We start from the raw sequence: 13,317 nt of genomic DNA, 5'->3' as shown, positions 1-13,317 counted from the left end.
AAAGGCGGGCCGTTGTGCGCAAAGCTTAGCGATTGGATCAGTCCTGACGACTGGTCACTTCCAGCAAGTGGTAACCAAACTGAGTCTTGACCGGACCTTGCACCACGTTGAGCGGTGCACTGAAGACCACGGTGTCGAATTCCTTGACCATCTGGCCCGGACCGAACGAACCCAGGTCACCGCCTTGACGGCTGGACGGGCAGGTGGAGTTGGCTTTGGCAACTTCGGCGAAATCGGCACCCGCCTCGATTTGGGCTTTGAGTTCGTTGCACTTGTCTTCGCTGGCAACCAGGATGTGACGGGCAGTGGCTTTAGCCATGGGAAATACTCCTTTCAGTGTTCAATAAAATGCGGAGCCTACCGGATTCAGTGGTCCATTTCTTCTCAAAGTTCCTTCGAATGCTTACAGGCCAGCCTTTCGCAGGCGTTCGGCGTGCTGCACATACAAATCAATCGGGTCGATGCCCTTGCGTACCCGACCGCCTGTCTGGCTGATGCTGTCGAGGTGATCCAGCGGATAGTCGGAACGGATCACTTTACCCAGATGGGAACTGAAGCGTCCGACCATGCCGTCGTTCTGATCGGCCTCGGTGGTGAAATATCGAGAAAAGGCCCATGAGAACCCGTTCAGCGGATCGAGTGCATTGAGCCCTTCATCGAGAACGGTCCCTTGCAAAGTACCGCTCCAGGAATAATAGCGAACCCCGTTGACCAGCTCGCGGCCCTTGCCACCCCAGGTTTTTGGCAAGCCCTGCGGGTATTTCTCATTAAACGCGTAGACACCTTCGGTGGTCAGCGCATTCAACGCGGCGATAGCGTTCTGCGGCAGGTGCGGGTTGCCACTCAGCAACGACAGGAAATCGGCGAACAAGGTGACGACCGCTTCGGCGGCCCGTTCCGGCAGGCGTCCGGGCGTCAGTGCCTTACGCAGGAAATCCGCCAGTTCCGAGCCGTGGTTTGGTCCGCTGACCGACGTCACCGACGCTACGACTTGCGGCGCTATCGCTGCGGCATAACGTGCGGCCAGTGCCCCTTGGCTGTGCCCGATCAGGTTGACCTTTTCTGCGCCGGTACCTTCCAGCACCCGTTCGATCTGTGCCAGAAGCTGTTCACCGCGTTCTTCGTTGGTATGGGTAGCCGACAGGTGAGGTATGAACACCCTGGCGCCGTCGCTGCGCAGTGCTTGCTTGATGGTCTGGAAGAGTTCGAACGGGCCGATCCGGTCGAAACCGAACAGGCCGTGAACCAGCAGGATGGGATAGAGAGTGCTTGCATTCCGTTGCATGTTCGTACCTTTTCGCGGGAGTTCGTGGATGTGCTCGGGCCTCACTCTAAAGCACTCGGGCGTTCGCGCGATGTCTGAAAAAACCACTGTAAATCGGTGAAAACGGAATAGGTAAGGTAGGAGTATTCGAATCAGCAGGAGGCTTTTTTCGGAATGTCCGGACGTCCTTTAACCGGAGGTAGCGCAGTGTCCTGCAATGCCCTACCTCCGAAATGTCATTTGCCTGTCAAACCTGTGCCGCTCGCAACCGTTCCGCCGCCGAACGCAACAACGCCTCGGTTGCGTCCCACCCAAGGCAACCATCCGTCACCGATACGCCGTACTGAAACGCTGCACTCAACGGCTGGCAACCCTCGAACAGGTGACTTTCGATCATCATCCCGATCAGTGAGCGATCACCTTGCAGACGCTGCTCTAGCACATCGTTGAACACCGCCGGTTGACGCAACGGGTCTTTGCCGCTATTGGCGTGGCTGCAATCGACCATGATCCGCGCCGGGATCTTCAGCCGGGTCAGGTCGCTGTTTATCCGGGCGACGTTGTCGCGATCGTAATTCGGGCCGCGATGGCCTCCGCGCAGTACCAGATGGGTATCGGGATTGCCCGGGGTCTGAATGATCGCCGGATGCCCCTGACTGTCCACACCGAAGTGCCGATGCGGATGGGCGGCCGAGCGCATGGCGTCGCTGGCAACGCCGACGCCGCCATCGGTGCCGTTCTTGAAGCCGACCGGCATGCTCAGGCCGCTGGCCATTTCCCGGTGGATCTGCGACTCGGTGGTGCGGGCGCCAATGGCCACCCAGCTGAGCAGGTCGTCGAAGTAACCGGCGGCCATCGGCTGCAGCAGTTCGGTGGCGACGGGCAAACCCAGTTGGAGCATTTCGCGCATCAGCTCGCGGGACAGGGTCAGGCCGCCGGCCATGTCATCACTGCCATCCAAGTGCGGATCGTAGGCCAGGCCTTTCCAGCCGACCGTGGTTCGGGGTTTTTCAACGTAGGCGCGCATCACCAGCAGCATTTCGTCGCTGACTTCGGCGGCGAGGCGGGCGAGGTTGCTCGCATATTCGAGGGCGGACCGGGGATCGTGAATCGAGCAAGGGCCGACGATGACCAGCAAACGGGAGTCTTCACCGTTGAGGATCGCGCGGACCGCGTCGCGGTGGGCGGCGACCTGGCGGGTCAGGGCGTTGCTGAGGGGCAGTTGCTGTTTGAGTTGCAATGAGCTTGGCAGACGCAGGGTCAGCGCTTCATTGGCAGGGCTCAGGGTAGACAGCGGCAGAGCAGAGACGGACGAGTTCATATTCAGGCTTCCTGGGCGGGCGGCGGGTTCGTTCCCGCACGCTCGGCCCTACTGGGGTGTTCGACAATTGGCCGGATTGGCTGCGTGTATGTGCTTGCCACCTGTGGGTGACCGATCGGAGGCGGCAGGCTGTCCCGAGCGGAGGCTGCTAAATCGCCAGGCGGTAAAACTGTCGTAACGGTAATAAGTGGCGTAGTTCATGTCGTGAATCCTCGAGTTGTCTGGTTACTGCTAAAAAGTGTCTGGGGCTGAAAAAACAAAACCCCCGGTCGGGAGGCCGACCGGGGGTTGAGAATTCTCTGGTGGCGACCCGTTTAAAGTGGGCGCCGTGTGGGTATCAGGCGCGCCAGTGGCTAAACCAATACCCAAAATAAAAGCTGACCGGAGCGCAAACGACGTTCACCCGGGCAGCCGCAACCGAGCGCGGGGCGCTGGCGGTACGAAGCTGTGAGAGGGCGTTTAACATGGTCTGTCTCCGATGGATGCGCCGAGCTTACTAGAGGCCGGTACGCGGATTCAATCAGAAATTGCTATTGGTCACCGACGGCGTTTTCTATCGCTTGAGTGCGTCAAAGGTTATGACACACTCGCCGCTTGAACAAAAACACCACGTCGCAAGGACGAACCATGACGCCTCTGACCATCGCCGCCGCTCAATCGATCTCTATCGCGGGAGACCTGGCCGCCAATATCGCCCGGCATCAACGTTTCATGCAGGTGGCGGCGGAGCAGGGTGTGCAGTTGCTGGTGTTTCCGGAACTGTCGCTAACCGGGTACGAGCGTGGGCTGGCGGTTGAGCTGGCGATTGCACCGGAGGATGCGCTGCTGCAACCGCTACGGGATTTCGCGCAGGAAATCGGCGTAACGACCGTGGTCGGGATGCCTATTCGTCTGTCGGAGAATTCGCCAGTGTTGATTGGTGCGCTGGTTTTGGGCGCCGATGGCTCACTCGGGGTCTACAGCAAGCAGCATCTGCATCCCGGCGAGGAAGTAGCGTTTGCACCGGGCTTCGGCGGTTCGACCCTGACAATCGGCGGCGACACGGTCGCCCTGGCGGTGTGCGCCGACTTTTCCCACGCCAGCCATGCGGCCGCAGCGGCGCAACAGGGTGCCAACCTGTATGCCGCGGGCGTGCTGATCACCGAAAACGGCTACGCCCCGGACACTGCGTTGTTGCAAGGCTATGCCGTCACGCACTCGATGGCGGTGTTGATGGCCAACCATGGCGGTGCGACGGGGGGCTGGGAGTCGGCAGGACGCAGCGCCATCTGGGCGTCGGACGGCTCGCAGATTGCCGCTGCACCCGGCACCGGCGATCTGCTGGTCGTTGCTCGCCGCACTACTGATGGCTGGACGGGACACGTCGTCGCCGTCGTGGAGGCTTGATGGGGTTCGATTTACGTCCGGCGACATCGCAGGACCTCGACTTTGCACGGGATTTGACCTGTCAAACCATGCTCCGCTACTACATTCAGCACGATCTGCTGTGGCAGGACGAGGCCTTCGATGTGGCCTGGGCGGGGCGGGAAAACTGGTTGATTGTGCGTGATGAGGTGGTACTGGGGTATGTGAGCCTCAGCCGAGACGCAAGGGCCTTGTACATCCGTGAGTTGCACGTGCTCGAAACGTTTCAGGGGCAGGGTGCCGGTTCCTGGGCTATCGATCAGGTATTGGCGATGGCGCGCAAGGAACGGCGCCCGGCCCTGCGGTTGACGGTGTTTGAAAATAATCCGGCGAAAGCGTTATACGAGAGAAAGGGCCTGAAGGTGGTCGGCACAGACGAGTGTTTCCTGAGAATGCAGCGCGATGTCGAGGTCGCGAGTCGCTGAAACACGCATCGGACAAGCCTTTCAAGATGTATTGAAACTTTTTATATGACGCTTGCCGCTAGGTCTGCCAGTCGCTTTTTGCTAAGGTGTCGACAACTCAATAAGACCATATCGCGGGGTGTCTGCTTGATTAGGGTGCTAGTAGTCGATGACCATGATCTCGTTCGTACAGGCATTACACGAATGCTGGCTGACATCGATGGCCTGCAAGTGGTCGGCCAGGCCGAGTCAGGCGAAGAATCCCTGCTCAAGGCGCGTGAGTTGAAACCCGATGTGGTGCTGATGGACGTCAAGATGCCCGGTATCGGCGGTCTTGAGGCCACCCGCAAATTGTTGCGCAGTCATCCTGATATCAAGGTCGTTGCGGTCACCGTGTGTGAGGAAGATCCGTTTCCTACACGGTTGTTGCAGGCCGGAGCCGCGGGCTACCTGACCAAAGGCGCCGGGTTGCCGGAGATGGTCCAGGCCATCCGCCTGGTGTTTGCCGGGCAACGCTACATCAGCCCGCAAATTGCCCAGCAACTGGCGATCAAGTCCTTTCAGCCGACCAACGATTCGCCGTTCGACGCGCTGTCGGAACGGGAAATCCAGATCGCACTGATGATTGTCGGCTGCCAGAAGGTGCAGATCATTTCCGACAAGTTGTGCCTGTCGCCCAAAACCGTGAACACCTACCGTTACCGAATTTTCGAAAAGCTTTCGATCAGCAGCGATGTCGAGTTGACGCTGTTGGCGGTTCGTCACGGCATGGTTGATGCCAGCCTCTGATAATGACTGACACCTTTGATCCAAGTGCTTTCCTGTCGACGGTCAGTGGACGCCCCGGCGTCTATCGCATGTTCGACAGCGAAGCGCGCCTGCTCTACGTCGGCAAAGCCAAGAACCTCAAGAATCGCCTGTCGAGTTACTTCCGCAAGTCCGGGCTCGCTCCCAAAACGGCGGCGCTGGTGGCGCGTATTGCCCAGGTCGAAACGACAATCACGGCCAACGAAACCGAAGCCTTGCTGCTTGAGCAGACGCTGATCAAGGAATGGCGCCCGCCCTACAACATCCTGCTGCGCGACGACAAATCCTACCCGTACGTGTTTCTCTCTGATGGCCAGTTCCCACGCCTGAGCATTCACCGTGGTGCGAAGAAGGCCAAAGGCAAGTATTTCGGTCCCTATCCCAGTGCCGGTGCGATTCGCGAAAGCCTGAGCTTGCTGCAAAAGACCTTTTTCGTGCGCCAGTGCGAAGACAGCTATTACAAGAACCGCACGCGCCCGTGCCTGCAATATCAGATCAAGCGTTGCAAGGCGCCCTGTGTCGGTCTGGTGGAGCCCGAGGTGTACGCCGAAGATGTGAGGCACTCGGTGATGTTCCTGGAGGGGCGCAGCAACGCGCTGACCGACGAGTTATCGGCCGGCATGGAAGAGGCGGCGATCAACCTCGAGTTCGAGCGTGCCGCCGAATTGCGTGACCAGATCTCCTTGCTGCGCCGGGTTCAGGATCAGCAGAGCATGGAAGGCGGGACCGGAGATGTCGACGTGATCGCCGCGTTCGTCAACCCGGGCGGTGCCTGCGTTCATCTGATCAGCGTGCGCGGGGGCCGGGTGCTGGGGAGCAAGAACTTTTTCCCGCAGGTGGGTATTGAAGAAGATGTTTCGGAAGTCATGGCCGCGTTTCTCGGTCAGTACTTCATCAGCAGCCCTGAACGCGACTTGCCGAGCGAGCTGATCGTCAACGTGGTGCACGAAGATTTTCCGACGCTGATCGCGGCCATTGAAGAGTTGCGTGGTCGCGAACTGACCATCAGCCACAGGGTTCGCGGGACGCGGGCACGCTGGCAGCAACTGGCCGTGACCAATGCCGAGCAGGCACTGGGCGCGCGCCTGGCCAACCGCCAACACGTCGCCGCGCGTTTCGATGCGCTGGCCGACGTGCTGAAACTGGATGAGCCGCCGCAGCGCCTGGAGTGTTACGACATCAGTCACTCCAGCGGCGAAGCGACCGTGGCGTCCTGTGTGGTGTTCGGCCCCGAAGGCCCGATCAAGTCCGACTACCGTCGCTACAACATCGAAGGCGTCACGCCGGGCGATGACTACGCCGCGATGCACCAGGCCCTGACCCGACGCTTCAGCAAACTGAAGGACGGGGAGGGCAAGCTGCCAGACATCCTGCTGGTGGACGGCGGCAAGGGCCAGCTTTCCATGGCGCGCGATGTGCTCAATGAGCTGGCGGTGCCCGATCTGATTCTGCTGGGCGTGGCCAAGGGCGCGACGCGCAAGGCCGGTTTCGAAACCCTGTACCTCAACGACGCCGCCCACGAATTCACCTTGCGTGGAGATTCCCCGGCGTTGCATTTGATCCAGCAGATCCGTGACGAAGCTCACCGTTTTGCGATTACCGGGCACCGCGCCCGTCGTGGCAAAACGCGCCGCACGTCTACACTGGAAGGCGTCGCAGGCGTTGGACCGACACGCCGGCGCGATTTGTTGAAACATTTTGGTGGATTGCAGGAGCTGTCTCGTGCCAGCATCGAAGAGATCGCCAAAGCACCCGGGATCAGTAAAAAGCTCGCAGAGTTGATTTATGCAAATCTGCACAGCGAGTAGAATGCCACCTCACCTCGTAGCCAGTTGTGCCGATGAATATCCCTAATCTGATTACCGTTCTACGCGTCCTGCTTATCCCGATCTTCATTTTACTGTTCTACCTGCCTTACCAATGGAGCTACCTGGCGTCCGCTTCGGTCTTTGCGTTCGCCGCCGCCACGGACTGGCTGGACGGTTATCTCGCCCGCCGTCTGGAGCAAAGCACGCCGTTCGGGGCTTTTCTCGATCCGGTGGCCGACAAACTGATGGTCGCCGTGGCGCTGGTGTTGCTGGTGCAGGAACACGGTAACCTGTGGCTCACGCTGCCGGCCGCCGTGATCATCGGGCGCGAAATTGTCGTCTCGGCGCTGCGGGAGTGGATGGCTGAGCTCGGCGCTCGTGCTCACGTTGCCGTGTCGAACCTGGGCAAATGGAAAACCGCTGCACAAATGCTGGCGCTGGTGATCCTGCTGGCCAATCCGTCGGACTTCACGTTCTGGGTTCTGGTGGGTTATGCCTTGCTGATGATCTCGGCGGGCCTGACGCTGTGGTCCATGGTTCAATATTTGCGGGCTGCCTGGCCGCATCTGAAGACCGACGTGGAAAAGAAATAAACTTTTTTGAATCAAAGGGTTGACGGGGCATCTGGATTCTATAGAATGCGCCTCACCAAGACGCGGGAATAGCTCAGTTGGTAGAGCACGACCTTGCCAAGGTCGGGGTCGCGAGTTCGAGTCTCGTTTCCCGCTCCAAGCATTAAAAAATGGATCTCTGAAAAGAGGTCCATTTTTTTTCGTCCAAAGAAAAGTCTTTCTTTGGCTGTTCCCGTGACATCTTCTGAAAAAACTCAGATCCATCCCCAATGGGTACATTTTCCAGTACATCAATCTGGTGTTTCGCAGATCGGTTTTTTCGCGGTGCCAGCCTCACTCGAAACCGTACCAATCTCTTCAATCCATACGAGACGGAGATTGTACGATGGCTCTCACCAATACGGCAGTCCGGGCACGCCAAACCCCGTGCCAAGGACTACACCCTCCCTGACTACAACGGCCTCGCCCTTTTCGTGAATAGGAAAGGCGCCAAGTGCTGGCACTTCCGCTTTTCCTGGGCGGATAAACAACCCCGTATTTCTCTCGGTACCTATCCTGAAATTAGCTTACGAGTTGCTCGTGCTCTGCGTGATGTTGCGAGGGCACTGGTCGTCAGGGGCATCGATCCGCGTGTCTATCGGCAGCTGGAGCGTAATGCTAGGCGCCTGGCCACGGAAAACGCCGATGCACCGCGATCGAACTCATCGTGCCAAAACCAGTCGGTGAAGTGCTGACCAACTCGCACACGGCATATGCCTGACAGGGCAGAAAGATCGCCATCAGCCCGATCACTTTACCCGGCCATCGATTCGAAAATTGCACACCCATCGTTTTTATCGCCGGGCTGCTTCTCGCCGGATTGTTCGCTGAAGTGCTGCGGCGCACGCGTGTCGAGCTCGACAGTCAACGCAAGGACGCCTTGCACGCTTCGCTGCATGACAAGCTCACCGGGCTGGCCAACCGACTCCTCTTGGCCGACCGTTTCGAACAAGCACTGCGCTTGGGGCGCCGGCAGGGGGCGATCACAGGCCTGTTGCTGATTGACCTTGACCGATTCAAGGAAGTCAACGACACCCTGGGGCACGACTACGGGGACCGACTGCTCGACAAGATCGGCAAGCGGCTGATCAGTGAAGCGCGGGAAGTCGACACCGTTGCCCGGTTGGGCGGTGATGAGTTTGCGATTCTGCTTCCCTCTGTTGAAGGCCTGGAGGGAGCGTTGAAAGCAGCGCAACGACTGCACACCGCAATCACCGCATCGTTTGAAATCGATGGGATCGAACTCGATGTCGAAGCCAGCTTCGGGGTCGTGGTGTCGGGTTTGCACGGTGACGATCCTGCGACGCTCATTCAGCGAGCCGACATCGCCATGTATGCAGCCAAGAAGCAGGGCAGGGGCATACTCGCTTACGACCCGAGAGCGGATCGGTGCTCGCCGGAACGTTTGGCCATGCTCGGTGAACTGCGTCGAGGTCTAAATCGCGATGAACTGTTTCTGGAGTACCAGCCCAAGGTCAGCCTGAGCACAGGAGAAGTCATCGGCGTCGAGGCGTTGGTGCGCTGGCAGCACCCGGTACGTGGTCTCGTGCGTCCGGATGAGTTCATTCCATTTGCCGAACACACCGGGATCATCGGCGCTCTGACTCAATACGTGCTTAACGTCGCTCTGTCTCAGGTGCGAGCCTGGGCCCACGCAGGGATATGCATACCGGTTGCCGTGAACATTTCTGCACGCAACCTGCTGGACGACAAGCTGGTGGCTCAGATCGTCGACCTGCTTGAGTACCACCAGCTGACCCCGAACATGCTCGTGCTCGAAGTGACCGAGTCGGCCATCATGCCCGATGCCCATACGGCTCGTACCATCCTCCTGCAGTTGCATTCAATGGGGATCCGCATCGCCATTGATGATTTTGGTGCTGGTTATACCAGCTTGGCTCAATTGAACGACCTGCCTATCAGCGAGCTCAAAATCGACAAATCCTTCGTGTTGGCCATGCACGGCAATCAAGCAAATGAACTGATCGTACGCAGCGTCATTGACCTGGGACATAACCTTGGCATGAAGGTCATCGCCGAAGGCGTAGAAACGGCCGAGATGCTTGATGCGCTGGGCGGTTACAACTGCGACATGGCGCAGGGGTTTCAGATCTGCCGACCGGTAAGCGCTGAAGCGTTCATGCAGTGGTATGAAGAGCGAGAGCGCAAGTAGCTGAATAGCTCTCAAAGCCTAGGGGGTAAATCCGATGATAAGCTCGAAAAATGCGTACATCGAAAGCATTGATCACGGAAAAACATCAATACTTTCAAGGAGAAAGAGCGCGGATTCCAGCCTCGTTTCCATAGCTCTCAATCAGTAACCTGATGGGTGTTCGCCGATTATCAAGCCGCGAATGGCGTTAATGGCACGTTCGCGGGCGCTTTTCAGCAATTGTGGAGAAAGCATTGGCGGCTGGTTAAGCCCTTGTGATAAAGGCAAGACGCCTAGTGCGATATGGGCCTGCTCGAATTGTCGTTCCCGTCTTATCAATCCGCTCGACACGAGTTTGAAATAAAGTCTGCTCAAGCGCTCCTGCTGTTTGGGAGTACCGCGTGCCCCCGTTGTTCGGTCAATCACCCCCAGGCGTTGCTCTACTGCGTGACGAAGTCGGGCTTTGCCCTTGCGTCGGATGGGTAACGGAAATACCGCAACGGGACGCCCAGTCATGCAGGCCTCTGTAAGCATTGAAAGGCTATCCCCGGTGACGATAAATCCATCCGCCAACGCGAGAAAAGCAAGATAAGGATTGTCTTGCGTCTCACCGAACCGATACGACAAGCATGGAATGTCAATGGCAGACAGTAGCGCATCGGTGGTCGTTGCAGATGAGCGCGGACTGGACGACAACAGAATCGAGCCACCCAGTGCTTTGACCGTGGTATTGGCCTCATGGCCGAGTCGTACCTGCGCATCGAAGTCCAGACAATAGGGCGAGGCGCTTGCTCCCACCAAGACGGCGATCCAGGGGCGAGGCAGCGAAGCGAAGCGTTGTCGCCATATCTCTAGTTGAGCCTGATTCAAAGACCGCGGGCTCATATAAGGAGCAGGGAGGTCCACCACGTTCTCCTCCAGGGCAAGTCCATATTGCGGGGTGGACAAGACCAGGTCGAAGCGCCACAACGGGACTTGAGCGCGTCCCACATGGACCAGTTTTGTAGTGCCCGAGGAACGATGCTTGATCCACTGGGCAACTTGGGCGCAACGCCGTCCCGAACTCAAGACCATATCTGGCCAGGGCGCGCTCAGGCCTGGCACTGGCCGTCTGGGCAGCTTTGGACCCAGCAAGGCGTCCAGCAGATAAGGACGAGGGCGTGCTGTTATGCGTTTGCATTCGTAGGGCCAGGCCAGCGCGTCGGCCATGGCCATTAACTGCGCATTATCGCCTGCATGATCGCTCAGCAGCACCCAGACCTTGGGGCTATCGGCCGCTTTGAGTCGCAATGCATAGTCAGCGACAAACCGTTGTGTGTGACCCTTTTCATCTTCGCAATCGAGCTGCCAGCAACGATCCGGATAGCGCCACGCGATGCGACGCAGGAGTCGGCGCCAGCCATTGACAGAGCTGATCATCGAACCATCGCCACTCAGCCTGGCCTGAATGTAAAGCAATCGGGTGGCCAGGCTGAACAGACGATCGACTACCCAAGGCAGGTCTTCTGGAGCCAGCTTTTCAAGGCCATTGGCCGCGATGAAGTCCTGAAGGGGTAAATCTGCCTGGCGAATCTGGTCAATATCGAAATGCCTGACCGCCGGGCCGAGTGCCTGTGTTTGTTTCCACGATCCGATCAGCCCTGGTTTCGCACAATGCAGCTGGCGGCTGCGCAGCATGACGTCTTCAGGGATAAGCACCGGCTGTGTGGCGACTTCCCGACAGCAACGGTGGAATTCAGGACTGGGCTGCGCTGCCGTGTAGAGTTCATACCCGGCAGCGTCAGCCGCCTGTTCAAGGCTGAGAAAATATTCGGCGTAGGGATGGATCTGATAACTGTATTGGGAGGGCAACGGTCTCCATGGCTGTAAATGCAGCGTCGTGTAATGCAATAGCCTGGATTCGCCGTGCTTATATTCCATATCTCGGGCGTGCCAGATTGCATCCAGCGTTCCCCAGCAGCCAGGGATCTGCGCCGCAAGGCCGTGCAACTTTTTTTTGCTTGTCGTGGTGGCTGCTTTCATATTCCAGCAGCAGTGCATCCGTTCGCAGTCGATGAGCATGACTGCCGTCTCTCTGGGAGAGAGTGCCAAGTAGCCGTGCTCGCCCATCGGTTGGTCGAACAGTGCGGCCGGGTCGGCGGTGTAGAGTTGATCGACGTCGTTATAAAGCGCCCGACCGTGGCGCCCCGCCAAGTCCGGGATAGCGAAGCGGTAATTGGTGAAGCCGGTACGCCAGCCCGCCTGGGCGAATCCGGGCAGGCCAGTCATCCGGTAAATCTCATAACGGCGATCCGGGTTTCGCACCTGCTCCAGCGCATAGACGAACATGCGCTCGGCTCGGTATTGCGCAGGTTCGGTACCCAGAAATATGCGCACGGCGGGTGCCTGCGGTGCCCCGGCTCGGGCTACCAAAACTATCGGTTCGATGCGGGGTATCGCGACCTGCTCGCCTATGTCCCCTGCGGTAACGGGGTCGCAGATATCGATGCTTGAGGATGACTGTGCCGAACCCTCCAAGCGCATGAACGTTTCCTCGGAAAATTAATCTCCAAAGCATAGAGCGAAATACGAGGAGTCGAAGATAAAGTTGCAGTGCGGTACTTTTTTGAATCGAGGCGATGGGCGGGTGTCGAAAGGTTTAACTGAGCTAATGGATTGTTCTAGTCTACCAAGCAACCCCTTAAATGATCGCAGGGTCCTGCTAGTTCAAATCCTTAAATAGGAGCCCGGGAGAAATGGGTCTATTCGAACAACGCACCCGTACAGCTGCAATCATATTGAGCGCCGGGCAAGGACGACGGCTTCTTCCCTATACGACGAATACCCCCAAATGCCTGCTCGAGGTCGGTGGGCAGCGCGTAATAGAATGGCAGATTGACGCTCTGATTGCGGCCGGGATAACTCGGATCACCGCAGTGATCGGCTATGGGGCAGAGCAGGTCGAACGGGTGTTAAACGACCGCTACGGGCCGGGCTTCATTTCTACGATTTACAACCCGTTCTTTGAGGTCGCCGATAATCTGGCCAGTTGCTGGATGGCTCGCCAAATCATGCATGACGATTTCATCCTGCTTAATGGCGATACGTTGTTCGACCAGCCAGTGCTGGAGCGACTACTTGAGGCTCCTGCCAGGGCGATTACACTCGCAGTCGACAGGAAGCTGGCTTACGACAGCGACGATATGAAAATCCGACTCGACGGTGATCGTATTAGCGCCATTAGTAAGTTGATTCCGCTCGATTGTGTCGATGGAGAGTCTATTGGCATGGTGCATTTCCAGACAGGAGGAGGACCGCTGTTTCGAAGTGCGCTCGAAGAAAGCATGCGCCGCCCTGAAGCCCTGCAAATGTGGTACTTGAGCATCATCGATTATCTCGCAGGGACTACCGGGCAGGTTTTCGCACAGTCCATCGAAGGATTGGGCTGGAGTGAGTTGGACTTTCCCGCCGACCTTAGGGCGGCGCAGGCCTTGGTCAGGCCCTGGGCAAGCCACCTGCAAGGCACAGAAACCTCCCTTGCCAAGGGCGAGGAGCCGCAGGCCTGAC

Annotated in this window: 12 protein-coding genes and 1 tRNA gene; 9 read left to right on the top strand and 4 right to left on the bottom strand. The window is 58.2% G+C overall.

The features are described 5' to 3' along the window. Positions 1 to 37: 37 nt before the first annotated feature. From ACA066_RS15200 to ACA066_RS15190, 3 genes are all read right to left on the bottom strand, one after another. Positions 38 to 319 carry a peptidylprolyl isomerase gene (locus tag ACA066_RS15200; protein ID WP_497695566.1) on the bottom strand — a complete coding sequence of 94 codons (282 nt, stop codon included), beginning with the start codon at positions 317 to 319 and terminating at the stop codon, positions 38 to 40. 84 nt (positions 320 to 403) lie between these two features. Beyond that, positions 404 to 1,285, bottom strand: coding sequence for an esterase/lipase family protein (locus ACA066_RS15195; RefSeq protein WP_497695565.1), 882 nt, complete (start codon positions 1,283 to 1,285; stop codon positions 404 to 406). A 226-nt stretch (positions 1,286 to 1,511) separates the two neighbouring features. Next, positions 1,512 to 2,585, bottom strand: coding sequence for a 3-deoxy-7-phosphoheptulonate synthase (locus tag ACA066_RS15190; RefSeq protein WP_497695564.1), 1,074 nt, complete (start codon positions 2,583 to 2,585; stop codon positions 1,512 to 1,514). Positions 2,586 to 3,212: 627 nt separating this feature from the next. Between ACA066_RS15190 and ACA066_RS15185 the strand changes: the two genes are divergently transcribed. The 8 genes from ACA066_RS15185 (at position 3,213) to ACA066_RS15150 (ending at position 9,792) form a co-directional block, all read left to right on the top strand. Continuing rightward, complete coding sequence (locus ACA066_RS15185) at positions 3,213 to 3,971, top strand: carbon-nitrogen hydrolase family protein (RefSeq protein ID WP_497695563.1); 759 nt, start codon at positions 3,213 to 3,215, stop codon at positions 3,969 to 3,971. Further along, a complete protein-coding gene (locus tag ACA066_RS15180) occupies positions 3,971 to 4,414 on the top strand; it encodes a GNAT family N-acetyltransferase (protein WP_497695562.1) in 444 nt (147 codons plus the stop codon). Before ACA066_RS15185 ends, ACA066_RS15180 begins: the two co-directional genes overlap by 1 nt. Before the next feature lie 126 nt (positions 4,415 to 4,540). Further along, complete coding sequence (gacA, locus tag ACA066_RS15175) at positions 4,541 to 5,182, top strand: response regulator transcription factor GacA (protein WP_008015884.1); 642 nt, start codon at positions 4,541 to 4,543, stop codon at positions 5,180 to 5,182. A 2-nt stretch (positions 5,183 to 5,184) separates the two neighbouring features. Then, positions 5,185 to 7,008, top strand: coding sequence for an excinuclease ABC subunit UvrC (gene uvrC, locus ACA066_RS15170; RefSeq protein WP_084320165.1), 1,824 nt, complete (start codon positions 5,185 to 5,187; stop codon positions 7,006 to 7,008). A 32-nt stretch (positions 7,009 to 7,040) separates the two neighbouring features. Further along, complete coding sequence (gene pgsA / locus ACA066_RS15165) at positions 7,041 to 7,601, top strand: CDP-diacylglycerol--glycerol-3-phosphate 3-phosphatidyltransferase (RefSeq protein ID WP_084320164.1); 561 nt, start codon at positions 7,041 to 7,043, stop codon at positions 7,599 to 7,601. Positions 7,602 to 7,663: 62 nt separating this feature from the next. Continuing rightward, positions 7,664 to 7,739, top strand: a tRNA-Gly gene (locus ACA066_RS15160). 110 nt (positions 7,740 to 7,849) lie between these two features. After that, entirely contained in the window at positions 7,850 to 8,314 is a 465-nt protein-coding gene (locus ACA066_RS15155) for an Arm DNA-binding domain-containing protein (RefSeq protein ID WP_497695561.1), read from the top strand. A gap of 137 nt (positions 8,315 to 8,451) precedes the next feature. Then, positions 8,452 to 9,792: a putative bifunctional diguanylate cyclase/phosphodiesterase gene (locus ACA066_RS15150; RefSeq protein ID WP_497695560.1), complete on the top strand. Its 1,341-nt coding sequence runs from the start codon at positions 8,452 to 8,454 to the stop codon at positions 9,790 to 9,792. A 141-nt stretch (positions 9,793 to 9,933) separates the two neighbouring features. Here the strand turns inward: ACA066_RS15150 and ACA066_RS15145 are convergent, their stop codons facing one another. Next, a complete protein-coding gene (locus ACA066_RS15145) occupies positions 9,934 to 12,294 on the bottom strand; it encodes an ELM1/GtrOC1 family putative glycosyltransferase (protein WP_497695559.1) in 2,361 nt (786 codons plus the stop codon). Between the two features lie 212 nt (positions 12,295 to 12,506). Here ACA066_RS15145 and ACA066_RS15140 point away from each other — a divergent pair, with 212 nt between their 5' ends. Further along, positions 12,507 to 13,316, top strand: a complete 810-nt coding sequence (locus ACA066_RS15140; protein WP_497695558.1) for a phosphocholine cytidylyltransferase family protein — start codon at positions 12,507 to 12,509, stop codon at positions 13,314 to 13,316. Position 13,317: the final 1 nt, after the last annotated feature.

The sequence above is a fragment of the Pseudomonas sp. LBUM1651 genome, assembly GCF_059716135.1.
Note: the sequence above shows the minus strand (reverse complement) of the source record. Positions and strands in the feature narration are given on the sequence as shown.